Below are 18,217 nucleotides of genomic sequence, written 5' to 3'. Positions count from 1 at the left end.
TGCGTCTCCCTCAAACCTTTTCGATGTCCGACTTGCCGAGCAGGCCGGTCGGGCGGAAGAGCAGGATCAGCACGAGCAGGCCGAACGCAACGACGTCCTTGTACTCGGCCGGCATGTAGCCTGCGGCGAAGGTTTCAGCGAGGCCCAGCAGCACGCCGCCGAGCATCGCGCCCGGGATGCTGCCGATCCCGCCGAGCACCGCGGCGGTGAACGCCTTGATACCCGCGACGAAGCCGATATACGGGTTCAGCTTGCCGATCGTCAGCCCGATCAGCACGCCGCCGACGGCCGCCAGCATCGCGCCGAGCACGAACGTGAACGAGATCACGCGGTTCGTGTCGATGCCGAGCAGGTTCGCCATCTTCATGTCCTCGGCGCATGCGCGGCAGGCACGGCCCATCCGCGAATGCGAGATGAACAGCGTGAGCGCGATCATCAGCACGACCGTCACGCAGACGATCAGCAGGCGCGCATACGGGATCGTCACGTCGAAGTCGCCGCCGAGATGGATGTCGAACGCGCCGGAGATCAGCACCGGCACGGACACGTCGCGCGCGCCCTGGCCGATCTGCACGTAGTTCTGCAGGAAGATCGACATGCCGATCGCGGAGATCAGCGGCACGAGGCGCGGGCCGCCGCGCAGCGGCCGATACGCGACACGCTCGACCGCGAAGCCGTACAGCCCGGTGACGATCACCGACACGATCAGTGCGGCGCCGAGCACGAGCGGCAGCGGATAACCGGCGGAGATGCCGATGGCCGTCAGGGTGACGAGGCCCACGTATGCGCCGATCATGTAGATCTCGCCGTGGGCGAAGTTGATCATGCCGATGATGCCGTAGACCATCGAATAGCCGATGGCGATCAGCGCATAGATCGCACCCAGCGTCAGGCCGTTGACCAGCTGCTGGGCGAATTGCGGAAAGAAGTCAGTCATGTGCGGGAAGCTCCCGTTGGCGCTGTGTCGCGTACCGCGCCGGATCACGGCATTCGGCCGCGCGCAACGCACGGTGTCGTCTCGGGCCGCCTGCCGGCCGCGCACTGGGGACATGCGCGGCGCGAATGCACACCCGCCCCGTCCGGGTTTCGGACAGGGCGGATGCGTGGGCGGGTACTCCGTATTACTTGGCGGCGGTCTTCGTCGCGTCCTTGTGCCACGTGTACACGACGAACTTGAACGCCTTCAGGTCGCCCTGCGCGTCATACGCGACCTTGCCGATCGGCGTGTCGAACGTCGTCTTGTGCATGTACGCGGCGACCTTGGTCGGGTCGGTCGTCTTCGCGCCGGCGATCGCGTCGGCGATGATCTTCACCGCGGCGTACGACGGCATCTGGAACGGGCCGTTCGGATCGCGCTTCTTGTCCGCGAACGCCTTCACGAGCGCCGCGTTGGCCGGATCGGCCGAGAAGTCGGCCGGCAGCGTGACGAGCATGCCTTCCGAGGCCGGGCCGGCGATTGCCGTCACGTCCTTGTTGCCCACGCCTTCAGGCCCCATGAACGTGGCCTTCACGCCCTGCTCGCGCGCCTGGCGCAGCAGCAGGCCCATTTCCGGGTGGTAGCCGCCGAAGTAGACGAAATCGACGCCTTGCGACTTCAGCTTCGTGATGATCGCCGAGTAGTCCGAATCGCCGGCGTTGATGCCTTCGAACAGCACGACCGGGATCTTCGCGGCTTCGAGGTCCTTCTTCACCGACGACGCGATGCCCTGGCCGTACGACTGCTTGTCGTGCAGCACCGCGACCTTCTTCGGCTTCACGTTGTTGATGATGAAGTGCGCGGCGGCCGGGCCTTGCTGGTCGTCACGGCCGATCGTGCGGAAGATGAAGTGACGCTTCTTGCCTTCCGTCAACTGCGGTGCGGTGGCCGACGGCGTGACCATCACGATGCCTTCGTTCTCGTAGATGTCGGAGGCCGGGATCGTCGATCCCGAGCACACGTGGCCGATCACGTACTTGATCTTCTGGCTGACGATCTTGTTGGCGACGGCGACGGCCTGCTTCGGTTCGCATGCGTCGTCCATCATCACGACTTCGAACTTGTTGCCGCCCGCACCGCCTGCTGCGTTGACCTGCTCGATCGCGGTCAGCGCGCCGGCCTTCACCATGTCGCCGTATTGGGCGACCGAGCCGCTCATCGGACCAGCGATGGCGATCTTCACGGTTTCCGCTTGCGCGGTGGCCGCGCCGGCGGCGAACAGCACGGCGGCGACGGAAATGGACGTAAGACGGGACAGCGTCATCTGGGAGCTCCTCGATGTTGTTTAGTCATACGGGCAAAGGCGGCATGACTTGCGCAATCGAACAGCACCCGGGGCGAGGACATGGGACACGCCCGAGACACATAGAAGACGGAACTCCAGCGGAATGTTGCGTAGCGGGGCCCGGCTCTTGCAGTCCCCGAAGGGGACGTCTGGTTCGGAAAGACATCGTGATGCGTCTTGCATTGCGCAAGCGTTTCGCCTGCCCCGCTTGCCAAACCGCTTGATCGGAGGGGTGGTCCGACAGCCGTTGGCAAGGCAGTCGAAATTATATGGGCGTTTTTAAATCGTCTGTCAAAAATGCCGGTCTACCGAGGGAAAACACGTAGAGAGGTTGTGACAGTCGGTAGCAATGACGGCGCAACCTTGGGGGCCCTGGGGTGCTTGGTGGGAGTGCAATCTGGTTGCTATTGGCGGGGGCTTTTCGGAGCTGTGCCTTGTCGGGATTGGGATTGGGTGATAGGCGATTTTTCGTGGTGCGTGGCGGGGCCGTAAAGGGTCGCATCGTCGTTCTTCAATCGACTGATGATTGGTTTGGTGAGCACCATTGCAGTGCGTTGGGTGGAGGCGCTCAAGCCTTCTATTTGCCGACGGTTTTAGCTCATTCGAAAGGCTATTGTTATTGATGTGAAATAATACGAATTCGCCTCTGCAATCCAGCCAGCCTTCCTGCGAGACGCGTCCACCGCGCCTCGCAGTCGCTTCAGGGCCACTTCAACGCCCGCCCGTCGCCCAGCCGCCAGCCAGTGATCTGCCGTTTTGTTCATTGCACATCACCTGCTTCGGATCGCCCATCCATGAATTGCCCTATCCGCCTGTCTTCCGCCGCCGCGATCGCGTGCGCGCTTTTTGTTTCTGCCTCCCATGCTTCGGGACGCGATGCGCTGACCGATCGGTCGGCCGGTGCCAATGTGTTTCGCTCGGAGCGGCGTGCGGCTGCTCGGGATGATGGGCATGCGGCGCGGATAAGCCGTCGACGGGTGCAGTTCGCTGCGCCCGACGAACGTAGCCCGTTCGATACGCCCGATACGCGGCCGGTGCGGGTGACGAGCGATGCGCTCGTAGCATCGCCGCCTTCTTTTAAACACGAACCCGATTTTGTCTCGGCTCCGAACCACGTCGCGCTCGGCGCGAGCGGGAGCGACAGTTTGGGTCGCGCAGTGCCCGGATATGAGCAGCGCGAACAGAACTGGAATGAATACCTGCGCGCGAACGGCTCTCGACCGGCTGGAAGTGGCGGCTCGTATGCGCCGCAGCGGCCGTACGATGCGCCGCGTGGTCCGCACGGGGCGCCGAATCCGTTCGATCCGTCGGTGCCGCAGCCAGAGACGCGGACGTTCTATGACAACGGATCGGGAACGAAGTGCACGGCTACCGGCGGTGCAGGGACGTCGCGGTCGTCTTGCGATATCGCTTGGTGATGCGGGGTTTTGGGCGGCTGCCGCTTACGGCTGCTCTACCCTGTCCGGCGCGCTGCGCGACGTCGCGCAGCGCGGCCGCGTCCCGCGGCGTTGCGCTTACAGCTGCGTGATGATCAGCCTGCCCGGCTCAATCTCGATCCGCGCCTTGCGGCCCGGAACAAAACACGCATCGTTGATCAGCCACATTCCACCAATCTTCATGTACGGATAAAACGTCTCCGGCCTCGGATCCATGGTCTTCGGGGTACCCCACATCTCCCGGATCGTGACGAAACGTTCCGTCTTCGGTGGTCGTGCTTTATGATTCGGCTTAGCCGTGGGCAACTCCTGTTCAGTTGGCTGTGGTTAGCGGGTCGTGAGTGTTGTAGCACTTGCGGCCCGCGCTCGTTTACCGCGGCGGTTTTATGGTTTGGATTCCTCCTTTGTTCGTGGATCAATGGGAGCGACGCTTCGATAGAGGATCAGCACGTGTGGCACTTCCGTTCGCGCGCGCAGCACGCAACACGATCATCATCAGTTGGACATTACACATTAAACCATCGTTTGCGCGCATTTAAGCGCACGTTAGCCATTGGGCATAGGTACGTGGCTTGATCAGTTTTCTGGTTATTGCGAGTGTTGACGGTAATGGCGTGCACGGCGACGGCTGCGCCATCTATTCGGAAGACGATTGATCCGAACGGGACGATTTGAAACAGTTCTACGAGTTCGGACACGATGATGTGTGCCGGGCTCGATACTTGTGTGGCCAATACAAGGCCTTTTGAACGCGCACGCATCGTGGATGCCACTTGTGATGAACGTGCGAATCCACAAACCTCACAATACGCAATCGACCATCTGCCGCAGTTTGCACCTGTGGTTTTCCTGCTGGCCCCTCAGACGGCCTACGCACTCGAGGCGCTTCAGATCAGGAGGGCGGCGCGGAGTTCTCGCGGTGCAGAGTTGATTTACTCGACGTCGTTCTGCTCGTTACGGTGAATCACTATTGGCCGGGACGACGTTCCCGACGTGGTCATCGGCTCCCGCAGCCCGAGACGTTCTTCCTCTGCAATGCGATCTAGCACGTCGGCGATATAGCCAAAATAACGACAAACGCCGCTCCAATCGCCGTCGAAATCGATAGTTGGGCAGGTACCTAACTCAGGGCGCCCTCCCCATGTGAGGTGAACTATCGAGTAACGCTCCGACTCGTCACTATGAGTGCAAAGAACGTCGTCGGTGCCAGTGGCATGCGCTATTACTTTCAGCTTGCGTCCATAAAATGGATGGTCCGGGTGAAGCTCTACTTCAAGTTCCGCCTGGATTCGTGCATGGTCGCAATCGCACTTCGAGTCGGGGTGCGCAAATTCGCACCAGTCGTCGGGCAACGCCAAGCTGCTCTGCTGGTTCATCAAACAAGCGAACTGACCGAAAGACAGCACTTGCATGCTGGCGGCAACTGCGCGACTACTCCATTGCTTTGCGCCTCGCTTTCCCCTTTTAGCTTCAGCAACTGGACTCGTGCAATTTGCGCCACCACGGGTGCACCCTCGTTTTCTAGCCACTCGCGCAGTTGCTTAAAATCAATGCCTCGATCGCGATAACGACAAAGCACGCTCAGAATAGCTTGATTCATGGAATTAAAACTGATCGATCAATAATAATACACTCACAAAAAACGCCGCTATTTCATACTCAGCAAATATTCTTTCCACACGTCCACGTACGCCCTAAAATTCTCTATATTTTTTATTTTCAAAGATTTCCCAGTATACTCATTTAATATTTCCACACAATCATTTTCGATGATGACAGTGTGAGCATTTCCCGTACCCTCCCACCGCTTGGCGTCAGCGCGTTCAACAGATCGACAAGCATTTATGTACTCATCGGCCGCGTAAACGCTACCCTGGATATCTCCTGACAGGAAATCACCCAGAATTTCATTTCCTTCGGCCAACTCCGGATGGATAAAGCCGTGCTCGTCAATATAGATTTTCATTTGCTCTCCGTAGCGGGTCTATGAGATCAGTCCACCGCCGACGCCGGTCCCTCGCCCTGACGATCGTGATATGTCTCCTGCACCAATCGCATGCCGTCCCACAGGAAATCCGTACTCGCATAACTGTCGCTGAGCTTCCGGATCCGCCGGCCGAACGCGTCGTACTCGGAATGCGTTGTCGCGATGCTGCGCCGGTCCTTCGTCACGACGGTCTTGGGCTGGTTCCAATCATCGTATTCAAGCGTGAGTTCTTTAGCCGGCCCATGCCCACTCAGCTTGCGAACCAGCCACCGGATCTATGGCCAAGACGCACGGGCACTGTGGGCGTGGTGACATATGACCCCAGGCACAGCGTCATTTTCCGCTGTGCCTGCACGATGCATCCTTCTTAATTCACCTTAATCAAGTATAGTTACCGCCGCGACCTTCTTGGGACCCTCATAAATGTCAAATGATTTATGATTTAGCATTCGTTCCTTCGGGGCATTATCCACAAGAAAATCAACCTCACCAAGACTCACCATTTCTTCGTTTGACTCAAAAGGATCACCCAAATCAAAAACAACACTCCATGCATTATTTTGCCAATTAACATCCTCAGGAAATCGAGACACGGAATAATATTTTCCTGCCGCGGGAGGTTTTTTCCTCCCCCCCTTCGCCTCAGAAACCCAAACCACTCTGACGGAATGCACTTGATACCTCCAATCCTTATCTACAGCTCGAATAATTAACCTCTTTACTCCAAGCAACCCTTGATCTCGGATTATTAAGATCTTCTATTTCAGCATATCGCGCAGGCCCAATGCCATCGAGGTGCGGATCCTTGTGCATTTTTCCTGCTATGTCATCAGGCACGTCTACTTGCACCACTCTAAAAGCACCCTCGCCATGCCCCATCGTATTACCCCACTTGACCGCATCCTGATAAGACTCAGCAAACCACTTCCCTTCCATATTGCCATTAATTGTCCACTTACCGGATTCCATAAGCCCTCTATACTCATCAAGGCTCATAGACCGATACAAAACCATTAACCCAAGAGGATCAATCCATGTCAGTGAGTTAGGTGCGTACTGATATAAGTTTACGCCACCATTCAGACCAATAGGGTCTTGTGTAATAAATCGACCAATATCCGGATCGTAGAACCGGAAAGTGTTGTAGTGCAACCCGGTCTCGCGGTCCAGATACTGCCCCTGGAAACGCAGATTCTGTGGTCGCGGTACGCGCGTCGACGTCGACGCGGCCACCGACACTTCACCCCAGGCGGCCGCCGACCGCTGCGGCGCCCGCGCAACCCATTCCTCCTGCACCGCATTGCCCCACACCTTATAGCGCGCCTGCCAAACCAGCTCACCACCCGCGTCAGTCAACTCCTCCGGCAACCCCGAAACATCGTTGTGGAAGTAATAAACCGCATCACGTACATCCGCATCATTAGCCGCCGCCTTCCCTTGATCGATCCGGGCAAGCGGCACATAACTATTGGACTCATACAAGTACGTCAGCGCTTCCTCGCCCTGACGGTCGTGATACGTCTCCTGCACCAACCGCATGCCGTCCCACAGGAAATCCGTACTCGCATAACTGCCGTTGAGCTTCCGGATCCGCCGGCCAAACGCGTCGTACTCGAAATGCGTTGTCGCGATGCCGAGCCGGTCCTTCGTCACGACGGTCTTGAGCTGGTTCCAATCGTCGTATTCAAGCACCAATTCTTTAGCCGGCCCATGCCCACTGAGCTTGCGAACGAGCCGCCCATACGCGTCGTACCCGAAGCGCTTGTCCTCGAACATCTTGAGCCGGTTGTGCTCGACGTAGCCGCCCGGGTGATCGCTCGACACCAGGTTCGCCGCCGCATCCCAGCGAAACACTTCCGACGGCAGTCCCGGCCCCGCCGCCTGTTTGATGCGCCCTGTCGGGTCATACCGATAGCTCGTCGTGCCGTAACGCTGATCGCGCTTCTGGATCACGTCGCCTGCGGCATCGTATTGCCACTGCTTCGCAAGCAACTCGCCGCCCGCCGTACCTCGCTGCGCGGTTTGTCGAGCACGGCGCCCCACCGCGTCATACCCGAAGTGACTCGTCAGCTTGCCCTGCGTCCGTAGCACCTCGCGATGCAGATCGTCCCGTTCGATGTCCGCAACTGCCGCACCATCGAAACGAATCTGGTGCACATGCCCCGACCCGTAATGCAGCCAATCGATCGTGCGCTCACCGGAGATCGTGGTGCTGACGCGATTACCAAGCTCGTCGTAGGTATGTGCGAGCCAGCCGGTCGGCGTGTATTCCTCGACGACCTCACCCCGCTTGTCGTACTTCAGGCTGACGCGGTTCTTCAGCGCTGGCCCGCGCGCGGCGAGCGTGTATAACTCGGCCGATGTGATCCGGCCCGCCTCGTCATACAGGTATTCGCAACGCTCGTGCGCGGCTTGCTTCGCCGTCAGTCGCCCGACCGCATCGCGCTCGTATCGCGTCTCGATCTGCCCATCGCGTACGATCGTGCCTTGACCGCACACGTCGTACTCATACGTACGCTTGTGGCCATCAAGACCGATCTGCGCGGAAACGAGATCGCGACGGTCATACTGAAAGCGATACGTCTCACGGTTCTCGTTGGTCAGACTCGCCAACCGGAACGCATCGTCATAGCCGAACCGCACGACACGATCAGCCGTATCCGTGCGTGCCAGCAACAATCCACGCGGATTGACTTCGTAGCGCGTGCTGCGCTGATTCGCATCAATGACCTCGACGAGACGCCCCGCCGCGTCATACCGAAACGTCTGATGCGCACCATCGGCCGTCCCGATCCCCGTGACGCGCCCCATCGCATCCGTCTCGTACACGGTAGCCTGCCCGGTCGCATCGGTCACCCGGGCGAGCGCACCACGTGCGTCATACGCAAACCACGTGACCTTGCCGGAACAATCGGTATACGCGGTCAACTGCGCCCGGCCATTCCATTCGATGAGCTTGTACCCGCCACGCGCATCGCGAATCGTATGCACGAGCCCGCGTTCATCCCGGTGATACTCGGTCGCGAAGCCCGCCGGATCGCGCGTCATCGTCAGGTTGCCGCGATCGTCGTAGCGGTAGATCCAGCGCGAATTGGCCGGATCGGTTTCCGCGACGGGCAGATCGTAGTGCCCGTTCCACTCGGTACGCTCGACCTGGCCCAGTGCATCGATGCGCTGCGTCTGCCGCCCGCGCTCGTCATATTCGAAGCGGGTCGTGTTCCCTGCCGGATCGGTCGTACTGACCAACTGCCGCATCGCGTTCCATTCGAGGTGCCACACGTGACTTTCGGCATCCGTATGACTCGTCGGCTGCTGATCCTCGTTCCACGTCCACTGCGTCACGCGGCCGATCTGGTCGGTAATCGTCACCGTGCGCCCGGCGAGGTCCGCATTGAACGTGTACGCTTCGCCGTCGTTGGTCCAGTGGCGCACGACACGCGCATCGCGCCCAACACCCTCCCACGCATAGAAACACTGCAAGCCGCCGCGCAACGTGTGCTGAACCATCAGTCCACGCTCGTACGCGAAACGTCGCGCGGTGTGGCCGCTGCGGTCGGTAACAGCAACCAGCTCGCCAGCATCGTTGTACGCGTAACGCACCAGCGTGTCGGGTTGCTCACCGTCCACACCACGGGTCAGCTCGATCGCGGCAATGCGTCGGGCGTGCGACTTGTCGTAGGCGAACGCCAATACTCGACCAGCGCTGTCATGCAATCGTGCCGGCCGCACGACCTCACCGGCCGCTTCCTGCTCCACCTCGATCCAGTTGCCGTTGCGATCCTCGAGACGCCACAGCTTGAGCGTTTCGTTATCCGCATCGCTCCGGGCACGACCGAAATCGCGATACACACCATCGACCGTCTCGACCACATAGTGGCCACCCGCGGTGCAGATCAGGTAAATGCCTTCAGGCACGCTGAAGTGACTCTCACCCGGCGACACAGCCGGGAACACGATATCGCGCCCCTGCTCGTCCCAGTAAGTGATCGACTGAACCTCGCCGTGTTCACGCGCGAGCCGCAGTTCGACGCTGATCGGCACGCTCCATCCCGTCCCGAACAGGCTGTCGGCACGATCATCGAGGCTGCTATAGAAACGCTGCCACACGATCGGCAACGGCCCGGGCAGTACGAAGTCGGTATCGTCCGTGCCGTCGAGAACCTTGCTGCCGGTAATGACGTTGACCGGATGCCCTGCCGACGGCCGCGCCAGGCTCCCCAGCCAGGTACCGAACGCACCCGCCGCAAAATTCACCGCAAGACACGGCACCTTGCTCTTCAGGAACTGCCCCCAGCTCATCTTCCCGCGCCCGCAAACTGCGAGCGCAATACCCAGCGCCGCTCCCAGCCATCCGAGCCGGGTAGCCGACTTCACGTCCCTCACCCGCTGCGTGCCGCCGCCGATGAAAACGTTGTCCGAACCTTCGGCAATCGTCCCGTCGCACGTGGTCTTGTCCCCGACCCGCGCGGCCGGTTGATCGTTGATGTAAACACTCCCCGACCCATCGGCAATCATCTGCGGCCCAGGATGATCGGTACACGCAACGGTATCGAGATCGCCCGGCTTCGCCGCCCGCGCTGCCTGCTTGTTGTTGACGTAAACGTTCCCCGATCCGCTCGCGATCTTGCCCTTGATCTCGGGCGGCACCATCGAATTGGCCAGCGCCTTCGCGCCGTCGTCGATGGCCTCGTTCATCCCGCTCGCTTCCATCAGCGCGCCCGAGCCAACGGCCACGCCGACACCGATCGCAATCACGAGCGGCGTCGCCAGCCCGGCCGTGCCGATCTCGAGCGCGGCGAGGCCGGCGAATATCAGCCCCTCCATCGCCTCCGCCACCAATGCCCCGACGATGGCGCCGCCGACCACCGACCCGACCGTACCGACCAGCTCACCCAGAAACGACGTGTGCTGGATCGGATCTTCGAAACGAGCGGCCGCGAAGTTTTCCGCGCTCACGACGCGTCACCCGGCCCGAGCAGGGTCGGTCGCGCCGCGCGCGGCTGGAAACTGGCCAGCATGCGGTCGGCGATCGCCTGCTGCTCGTCGGTCAGCGGTGCCGCGCTGGTCAGCGTCATCACCAGCACGCGGCCGGCGTCGTCCGACGGAAACATGGTCTGCACCTGATGCCAGAGCCGGCCGTCCCGTTCGTGCGTGGAGTCGATCTGAACGCCCGCACGACCCGCCACCGTCACGGGCCGGCGCGCTTTCTCGGTCAGCATCCTGGCATCGCGCGACGCCACTTCCCATTCGCGCGCGACGAACGCGTCGAGATTCTCCCCGTCACGCAAGCGCCCCCGAGCGATCACGAGATTGAGGCCGCCGGGGCCGGCGTTCATCATCAGGATGTTGACCGTACGATCAAGCGCCGCGTCCGGCAGTTCGAAGGTGCCTTCATGGATTGCGTAGTGCATGGCTGGTTTCGTTGGTTTTATTTGTTGAGATCGATGCGCTTGCCGTTGACCATCACGCCGTCGTCGGTCATCAGGATCACGGAGCCCTTGTGTTCGAGGCGAATGCCTTCCGGCGCGAGCGAGATCGAGCTGTCCATCACCTTCAGCAGGATGCCTCGCTCGGCCACGTACACCTGCGTGCCGCCGCCCCCGTCCTTGGCCGGCGTCGTCACCTCGACGGTGGTCGCGGTCGTGCTGCGCTTCTCGGCAATGGTCTCCGTCAGGTTGCCCTGAGGAATCTGCTTCTCTTCGCTGCCTGTGGCCACCAGCACGGTACGCATCGGCCCCAGCACCTTGTGCGTCTCGTTGTTCTCGACGACGGTGTTCATGTCCTTCTGCGCGTGCATGAAGAATTCCTGCATGCCGTTCGTGTCGGTCATGCGGATCTCGTTCGACCCCTGCCCCTTGTGCGTCTGGCTCTTGATCCCCATCGTCTGGCCGGCCGCGCCGTGATACGGGTTGCCTTGCTCGCCGTTGAACACGCGGCCGACGATCACCGGGTTGTCCGGATCGCCCTGGTTGAACGCGACGAGCACTTCCTGCTTGATCCGCGGAATCGCCGTCGCACCCCAGCCGTCGCCGGCCCACGGTTGCGACACGCGCACCCACATCGAATCGGACCCGTCCTTCTTGCCGCGCCGGTCCCACGGGAAATGCACCTTCACCGCGCTGCCGTTGGTGTAGATTTCCTCGCCCTTCGGCCCGACGACGATCGCCGACTGCGTGCCGTGAATCACCGGCTTCGGCGTGCCGCGCGGCGCGCGATACGGCACCTTCTTCGGCAGCAGCGCAAAGCTGTTGCGGTACGGCAGCTTCGCGCTGTGCTGCGTGTAGTCGTTCACCGCCTCGTGACGCACGTGCAGGATCACGTATTCCTGGTTGTTCTCGAGCACCGGGTGATTCGCCACGGTGACCGCGCCCGCCGTGGTCATGCGCCACGCGTAGCCGCCGCCGGTATAGCGGTGGGCCTGCGCCTCCTCGGCCTCCATCGCAAAACGGGCGTAGCGGTTGCCGTCGTCGCCGTGGTCGTACAGCGACTGGTGCTCGAACCGCTCGGTCGCGTCGAGCCGCGCATGCTTGAGGTTCTGCGGCCCGGCCTCCACCAGCATCAGCGGCGACGACGGGTTCTGGTGGTTGAAGTCGCGGAACGTGACCTTGCCGACGCCGAAGCGCCGGCCTTCGTGCAACTGGTCGATCCCGCTGTCCTCACTCGCCTCGGTGGCCGCGAACGGCACCGTGGCGAGCCCGTCGATCGGGCGGAACAGCAGGTTCGAATCGCCGATCACCAGGATGTGCTTGTCCTTCTCGTAGCGGTGCGTCCAGACGAGCCCCTCCTGCTCCATCAGCCGCGCGCAGAAGTTGTAGTAGCTCTCCTGGTACATCACGACATACTCGAGCGGCTTCTGGCTCGTCCGGATGTCGAACACGAAGTCGGAAAACCCGTGCTCCTGGAAGATCTCGGTGAGGATGTCCTGCGCGGTCTTGTTCTGGAAGATCCGGCAGTCGGTCGAGCGCGTCAGGAACCAGAACCACGGCACCGCCGTCAGGTGATACTGCGTGACGTTCCCGGGGTTGCCTGCGCGGTCGAACGATGCCACGTAGCCGTCGAAATAACGGTCGTTGTCGCCGGTACCCGATGCGACGACGCGCTCGAGCGTCGACAGGCGCGCCTGCTGGTCGAACCGGATCTTGACCTGCTGGCCGATCAGGTCTTCCGGGCGTAGGTCGTGGCGATGGGACAGCAGGTCGAGGTGGATCTCGGGCAACCGGTTCACGTGCTCGTCGACGACGGCGGCGCTGACCAGCAGCACATCCGGGCCGAGCGGCGTATCGAGCGTCACGTAGCGGTTGAGCTGGGTCAGGCGCGCGGGGTTGGCGGCACCGTTGATCGCCTCGGCGATCGCGCCGGGCGTCTTGTCCATCAGCGAGAAGCCGGTCTGCGCGAGCTGCATCGCGCGCTGGACGGTGTCGACGTGCCCGGCCAGCCCCGCGAGCGGCCCGAGGCTGCCGGCGACACTCGACGCAACCGGGCCGGCCAGGCCGCCGAGCGCGCTCAACGAGCCCAGCCCGCCGCCGCCCAAACCATTGGGAATACCCCCGTTCGGAGCGAAACTCATTCTTGTTCCTTGCGTATGATCTCAGGTTCCGTAGGCCGGCTGGCCGGCCCGAAGCCCCGATAATGTAGGACAAATTCCGACAGCGCGAAAGCCACTCGCAAACGTTTACGCTCGCGCCCCGAAAATCGGGAAACCAGGCTGGCAGCGGGATTCCGGGGCAGGATCGCCCTCGGCGCACCCATGGCGAGGAAGTATTCAAGGAGCCGGCGGGGCGATTTCGTCCGGGCACGTGAAAGCTCCGGCTCGAATGCGTCTAGCAGCGCCATCCGGTCGTCGAAGACTGCTTCACCCGGTAATGCGCCACGTCAGCATGTCAGGGGCATGACGATCGGCTGCTCGCGGGGCGCGAATGCCCGGCATTCCGCGGCACGCGCCGCGTCGCCCCGCCGAAACGAAACCTCACCGCGGCGAAACCACGATCGCCGCCCGCCGGTTCTGCGCGCGGCCCGCCGGTGTCCGGTTGTCGCCCACCGGGTCGAGCTTCCCTTTCCCGACAACCGCGATGCGCTTCGGGTCCAGCCCGAGATCGACGAGCTCGATCGCCACCACCTCGGCACGCCGACGCGACAACTCGACGTCGTAGTCGTCCACGCCCTCTTCGTCCGTATAACCGTAGACCCGCACCCCGTTGATCCCGGCCGAATGAAGCGTGCGCCCGATCCGCTCGACGATCCGCCGCACATCGGGCTTGAGGTTGTAGCGATCGAAATCGAACAGGATCGGCCCGGTCGAGCCGAATTCGAAACCCTGCTGGGTTTCCTGGAAACCGGCCGACTTGAGCGCCGTGACCTGCGTCTGCGTCAGCCCGCGATGAAGCGGTGGCGTCTTGCAGCCGCCCAGCAGCATGCACAGCAGCAGCGCACCCCAGGCGCACGCACGCCCGATGCCCACAGGAAACGAGTGGTTCATTTCGCATCCCCTTCGAGTGCGCCCGCGCCGGGCGCGCTTGTTGTCATCCGCGGCTGCGGCCTCGCCCGCAGCGCGAAGCAATCGATCAAACCGGTCCCGCGACACCTTCGGCCAGCTGCCACGAGCCTGGCCGGGCGCGCTTGGCCCGGTACATCGCTGCATCCGCCGCGCGCAGCAAACCGCTCGCGTCCGATGCGTGGTCGGGATACAGCGCTACGCCGGCACTCATCATGGTGGCCACCATGCGGCCGTCGGACAGCTCGATCGACGGCGCCATGCCGGACAAGATCTCGTCGGCGATCCGGCACACGCTGCCCGCTTCGGGCACGCCCGCCAGCATCACCGCAAATTCGTCGCCGCCGAGGCGGGCGACCAGATCGGTCTCGCGCACCTGCGTGCGCAGCCGCGACGCGACGCCGATCAGCACCGCGTCGCCGGCATCGTGACCGAGACAATCGTTGATCTCCTTGAAGCGATCGCAGTCGAGATACAGGATCGCGACCCGCTGGCCCGTCGCATTCGCTTCGCCGAGCGCGCGCGTCAGGCGCGATTCGAACTGCACGCGATTGGGCAGCCCGGTGAGCGCATCGTGCGTCGCCTTGTGTTCAAGCGACGCGTTTTCGTCGCGCAGCGTGTTCTGCCAGTCTTCGAATTCGTCGAGCAGCGCATTGAAGTCGTCGCCGAGCTCGTTCAGTTCCGCGATCGCCGCCGGCTCGACGCGCCGCGCGAATGCCCGTTCGCGCCGCACCGCGTGCGCGACGCCGGCGAGCGCACGCAGCGGCGCGACGATGTTGCGCAGCAGGCGCTTCGAGCTCACATACGCGCCGAACACGCTGACGGCCAGGCAGCCGAGAATGCCGCCGATGCCGCCGAGCAGGAAGCCGAAGAACTGGTGCCCGCGGCCGCGCACGACGACCTTCCCGACGACGATGCCGTCATGAACGACCGGCACCGCGACGGGCCCGGGCAGCGCGACGTCGGCCACGATGCGCTCGAGCCGCGCGATCCCGTTGCCGGCCGGCAACTGCCACGTCGCGAACGGCTGGCCGTTGCTGTCGGTGACGACGACCTGCGCGACGTCTTCCTCGCTCGCGATCATCCCGATCGCCTCGTTCGCCGCGACGCGATCGCCGAACACGAGCGCCGCCTCGACCGTATAACCGAGCGAGCGGGCCAGCAGGTTCAGGTTGTTGCCGGCATACGCACGCAACGCGATCACGGCGACGACGATCAACGACACGGCCGCCATCGCGACGGCGACGAACGCGAGGCGCAGGTGCGCGCGGCGCAGCACGCTTTGCAGCGTGGGGCGCGGCATGCGCGAAGGGGGCAGGTGGAGCAAGGGCCGCATCATGGCGCCCCCGGCCGTCGTGCGAGATTCAGCACGTTCGGATGCACGCGCACGCCGCTGCGCGCGACCGCATCGAGATTGATGTCGAACGACACGCGATCGCCGTCGACATTGAGACAGAACATGCCGCCCGCGGTGCAGGACGGATCGTGCTCCGCGATCGTCAGGACGGGATGGCCGGCCAGCGCGCTCCTGACGCGCGTTCTCTCGTCGTTGTTCAAGGTGCCGAGATACACGACGTCGCACGCGATGCCGAGCGACGGATCGTCGAAGCGGACATGCTGCACGTCGAGCAGTGTCGAGCCGGCCTGCAGCGTATCGGTCAGGCCGCGCGCGTAGTCGGGGCGGCCGGTGACGCACAGGTGCAGACGAACGGGCATGGTCGGCCAGCGCGTGAAGCTGACGATGCCGAGCACGACCTGACGCACGGCGGAGTCGTGTGACGAAACGGCGTGATCGGGCGTCGCCGCGGAATCGGCAGGGCTTGCGGCGGCGGCGATGTGCATGGTGTCGGACGGACCGTCCGCGTCGGCGGGAACCCCCGCGAGCACGGCCGGCGCAGCCCCCAGAACGCAAACGATTGCGAGAAGTGCGTGGCGCAGTGAAGCGGTACGGCCGGGCCGGCCCGTCTTCCGCGCGGCGATCGCCGCCGCACACGTTGGCGTCGTTGCCGTCGCAAAACCGGCCGCCGCCGCGCACACTTTCGCATCCATGATGGCAACATCCGCTGGCGTCGCTCCGGCGCTGCCTCCCGCCTCCCTCCGTGCGCGAGCAGGCACCGTATCACGCGCACGATTGCTTCATCTTAGGTAAAAATCCGCGTGATCCACCAGTGGGAAACACCCGCTGGGAAGCAGGGGCAAGCGCGCTGAATGCGGCTTGCTCGCGACGCTGCGCGTGAGTGCGAACATCGTCTTCGATTCAGCGTCGGCGCCGCAGCATTGATCGGCGGATTGGCGCACCGGTTGCATCGTGGATTGCCTCGGTACGAACGGACCGGCCGCAGCGGGATGTCTTGCGATGCGCCGTTCGCAATGGCGTAGCGACCACGCGACGCACGCGGCCGGGCATTCCCTCGAACGCGTGCCGTCGCATCCAGTGACGGGCCGCTACCGAGAAAGCCACTGACGTAGAATGGCCGGCACCGTCGATTCTTACGACGAAACTGCACGTCATCTCACCTCGCTGATTCCAATGAACCTCATCGCCAGGATTTTCGGCGCGCGGCCACCGTCCATGGCGCCCGCGCACACGGTCTACTTGCAGCAAGGCCAGGCGATGGCGCTCGCCGACGCGCTGCAGAAGGTCGCCGCGAGCCGCGACGTTGCGCTGCTCACGCAGGCGATCGGTCATTACTCGGGCTATGTTCGCGAAGCGGCGATCGCCCGCGCGGTCGAGCTTGGCGACAGCGCACTGCTCGAACCGATTGCCGCACGCATCAACGACTGGGTGCCCGAAGTGCGGCGCGCCGCGACGAACGCACTCGTCACACTGCTCGCGACCGTGCCGGCCGCGCACTTCGCCGCCCTGCTTCCGTCGTTGCGTCAGCTCACGTCGGCCACGCGCGAAGATCACGGCCCATGGCTGCACGCATTCGAACAGCGGCTGGTGCAGGCAGGCGGGGGCGATACGATCGTCGACGCGATGCACGCCCCGGACTTCCGGCTCCGGCGCATCGCCTACCTCGTGGCATTCGATCACCGGCTCCTGCCGGTTGCCGAACTGGTCACGCATGGCCTGACCTCCGGCGACATCGTGCTCGCCCGACGTGCGGTGGCGATGCTCGACGACGTGCCGGCAAGCGATCGCATGCGCTGCATCGATCTCGCGGCCGACTCCCCGTTCGGCCCGGTTCGCCGCGCCGCACTCGCTCACGTGATCGACCAAGGCATCGACGACGGCGCCGAGGCGTTCCTGTGGCGGTCGACGCTCGATTCGCAAGGCAGCTTGCGCGCCGCGGCGGCCCGGTTGCTCACCGAACTCGGCCGGAATGTCGCGGACCGCTGCGTTGCGCTGCTCGATACGGGCTCGTTGTCCGGTACTCGGGCTCGCGCGGCGCTGTCGTTGCTCGCCGAACTGCGCGCGCCCGCCGCGATAGCGACGATGGAGCGGTTCTCGACGGATGCGCGCAGCCCGGTTCGTGCACACGCACTCGTGCTGCTGGCTCGGTTGTCGCCATCGATCCGGGACGAGGTGGCCGCGCGCGCGCTGCTGGACCCCGCCCGCAGGATTCGCAAAACCGCGGTGCGCCTGTGCGAGCAAGGCGCATTCGTCTCGCTCGCGCAAATCGAACAGGTGCTCGAGCGATACGGCGATCGCCATGCCGCACGTGCGATCTGCTCACGGGATCAGTGGGACAGTCTCGTGTGCATCGTGCTGATTGCCGCACGCAATGAGCAACCGGACGATCCGGACGACGCGCTGACGCGCGACCTGCAAACGTGGCTGCGCAATCCCGTCTCGATGTGGACGCGCCCCGGCGCGGCGCAGCGCGCGATGCTCGACACGCCGCAAGCAACACGCCTGCTGGCGAGGGTTGCACGCGATCATCGCGAGGAGCTGCGTACCCGGCTCCTGGAACACGGAATCGAGATCTGACGCGCGAGCGGCCGACAACTCGCAGCCCGCAACACGCCCCGCGCCGTCGCGAGTATGCTTGCAGTTCGAACGAATTCCCGTTCGGGCGAAACAACCGCCACGATCTCG

General features: G+C 63.2%; 15 protein-coding genes. 2 read left to right on the top strand and 13 right to left on the bottom strand.

From position 1 onward, the window contains the following. Positions 1-10: 10 nt before the first annotated feature. Complete coding sequence (gene livH, locus PQB87_RS21265; RefSeq protein WP_027789674.1) at positions 11-937, bottom strand: high-affinity branched-chain amino acid ABC transporter permease LivH; 927 nt, start codon at positions 935-937, stop codon at positions 11-13. Positions 938-1,121: 184 nt separating this feature from the next. Further along, entirely contained in the window at positions 1,122-2,240 is a 1,119-nt protein-coding gene (locus tag PQB87_RS21260) for a branched-chain amino acid ABC transporter substrate-binding protein (protein ID WP_027789675.1), read from the bottom strand. A gap of 815 nt (positions 2,241-3,055) precedes the next feature. Between PQB87_RS21260 and PQB87_RS21255 the strand changes: the two genes are divergently transcribed. Next, a complete protein-coding gene (locus tag PQB87_RS21255) occupies positions 3,056-3,679 on the top strand; it encodes a hypothetical protein (RefSeq protein ID WP_489243718.1) in 624 nt (207 codons plus the stop codon). Between the two features lie 96 nt (positions 3,680-3,775). Here the strand turns inward: PQB87_RS21255 and PQB87_RS21250 are convergent, their stop codons facing one another. From PQB87_RS21250 to yfiR, 11 genes are all read right to left on the bottom strand, one after another. Continuing rightward, positions 3,776-3,934 (bottom strand): SymE family type I addiction module toxin, encoded by a 159-nt coding sequence (locus PQB87_RS21250; protein WP_196487767.1) that lies wholly within the window; start codon positions 3,932-3,934, stop codon positions 3,776-3,778. 695 nt (positions 3,935-4,629) lie between these two features. Next, entirely contained in the window at positions 4,630-5,109 is a 480-nt protein-coding gene (locus tag PQB87_RS21245) for a hypothetical protein (RefSeq protein WP_059686928.1), read from the bottom strand. Between the two features lie 236 nt (positions 5,110-5,345). After that, positions 5,346-5,663: a hypothetical protein gene (locus PQB87_RS21240; RefSeq protein WP_301862650.1), complete on the bottom strand. Its 318-nt coding sequence runs from the start codon at positions 5,661-5,663 to the stop codon at positions 5,346-5,348. A gap of 26 nt (positions 5,664-5,689) precedes the next feature. Further along, a complete protein-coding gene (locus tag PQB87_RS21235) occupies positions 5,690-5,869 on the bottom strand; it encodes a hypothetical protein (RefSeq protein WP_059686929.1) in 180 nt (59 codons plus the stop codon). Between the two features lie 192 nt (positions 5,870-6,061). Beyond that, positions 6,062-6,358 carry a hypothetical protein gene (locus PQB87_RS21230; RefSeq protein ID WP_081064769.1) on the bottom strand — a complete coding sequence of 99 codons (297 nt, stop codon included), beginning with the start codon at positions 6,356-6,358 and terminating at the stop codon, positions 6,062-6,064. A 16-nt stretch (positions 6,359-6,374) separates the two neighbouring features. After that, positions 6,375-10,640: an RHS repeat-associated core domain-containing protein gene (locus PQB87_RS21225; protein ID WP_489243714.1), complete on the bottom strand. Its 4,266-nt coding sequence runs from the start codon at positions 10,638-10,640 to the stop codon at positions 6,375-6,377. Further along, complete coding sequence (locus PQB87_RS21220; protein WP_059497124.1) at positions 10,637-11,095, bottom strand: DcrB-related protein; 459 nt, start codon at positions 11,093-11,095, stop codon at positions 10,637-10,639. Before PQB87_RS21220 ends, PQB87_RS21225 begins: the two co-directional genes overlap by 4 nt. A gap of 17 nt (positions 11,096-11,112) precedes the next feature. Then, positions 11,113-13,251 (bottom strand): type VI secretion system Vgr family protein, encoded by a 2,139-nt coding sequence (locus PQB87_RS21215; RefSeq protein WP_233344220.1) that lies wholly within the window; start codon positions 13,249-13,251, stop codon positions 11,113-11,115. Between the two features lie 399 nt (positions 13,252-13,650). Further along, positions 13,651-14,160 (bottom strand): outer membrane lipoprotein YfiB, encoded by a 510-nt coding sequence (gene yfiB, locus PQB87_RS21210; protein WP_060066868.1) that lies wholly within the window; start codon positions 14,158-14,160, stop codon positions 13,651-13,653. Between the two features lie 85 nt (positions 14,161-14,245). Next, positions 14,246-15,478: a diguanylate cyclase DgcN/YfiN gene (gene dgcN, locus PQB87_RS21205; RefSeq protein WP_489244265.1), complete on the bottom strand. Its 1,233-nt coding sequence runs from the start codon at positions 15,476-15,478 to the stop codon at positions 14,246-14,248. Between the two features lie 32 nt (positions 15,479-15,510). Next, entirely contained in the window at positions 15,511-16,224 is a 714-nt protein-coding gene (yfiR, locus tag PQB87_RS21200) for a regulatory sequestration protein YfiR (RefSeq protein ID WP_060066874.1), read from the bottom strand. Positions 16,225-16,747: 523 nt separating this feature from the next. On the opposite strand from yfiR, the gene PQB87_RS21195 reads away from it, so the two are divergent. Then, on the top strand, positions 16,748-18,109 hold the full coding sequence (locus tag PQB87_RS21195) for a hypothetical protein (RefSeq protein WP_489243712.1): 1,362 nt from the start codon (positions 16,748-16,750) through the stop codon (positions 18,107-18,109). The last annotated feature ends 108 nt before the right edge of the window (positions 18,110-18,217 follow it).

The organism is Burkholderia sp. KL41 (assembly GCF_057005415.2).
The sequence above is the reverse complement of the archived record's forward strand: the minus strand, read 5'-3'. Positions and strand labels throughout refer to the sequence as shown.

What these genes read in the sequence shown, in the direction of transcription:
- PQB87_RS21215 (WP_233344220.1), bottom strand. Translation starts at nt 13,251, where the DNA reads ATGAGTTTCGCTCCGAACGGGGGTATTCCCAATGGTTTGGGCGGCGGC.
- PQB87_RS21260 (WP_027789675.1), bottom strand. Translation starts at nt 2,240, where the DNA reads ATGACGCTGTCCCGTCTTACGTCCATTTCCGTCGCCGCCGTGCTGTTC.
- livH (WP_027789674.1), bottom strand. Translation starts at nt 937, where the DNA reads ATGACTGACTTCTTTCCGCAATTCGCCCAGCAGCTGGTCAACGGCCTG.
- PQB87_RS21220 (WP_059497124.1), bottom strand. Translation starts at nt 11,095, where the DNA reads ATGCACTACGCAATCCATGAAGGCACCTTCGAACTGCCGGACGCGGCG.
- PQB87_RS21195 (WP_489243712.1), top strand. Translation starts at nt 16,748, where the DNA reads ATGGCGCCCGCGCACACGGTCTACTTGCAGCAAGGCCAGGCGATGGCG.
- PQB87_RS21240 (WP_301862650.1), bottom strand. Translation starts at nt 5,663, where the DNA reads ATGAAAATCTATATTGACGAGCACGGCTTTATCCATCCGGAGTTGGCC.
- dgcN (WP_489244265.1), bottom strand. Translation starts at nt 15,478, where the DNA reads ATGCCGCGCCCCACGCTGCAAAGCGTGCTGCGCCGCGCGCACCTGCGC.
- PQB87_RS21245 (WP_059686928.1), bottom strand. Translation starts at nt 5,109, where the DNA reads ATGCAAGTGCTGTCTTTCGGTCAGTTCGCTTGTTTGATGAACCAGCAG.
- PQB87_RS21255 (WP_489243718.1), top strand. Translation starts at nt 3,056, where the DNA reads ATGAATTGCCCTATCCGCCTGTCTTCCGCCGCCGCGATCGCGTGCGCG.
- yfiR (WP_060066874.1), bottom strand. Translation starts at nt 16,224, where the DNA reads ATGGATGCGAAAGTGTGCGCGGCGGCGGCCGGTTTTGCGACGGCAACG.
- yfiB (WP_060066868.1), bottom strand. Translation starts at nt 14,160, where the DNA reads ATGAACCACTCGTTTCCTGTGGGCATCGGGCGTGCGTGCGCCTGGGGT.
- PQB87_RS21250 (WP_196487767.1), bottom strand. Translation starts at nt 3,934, where the DNA reads ATGTGGGGTACCCCGAAGACCATGGATCCGAGGCCGGAGACGTTTTAT.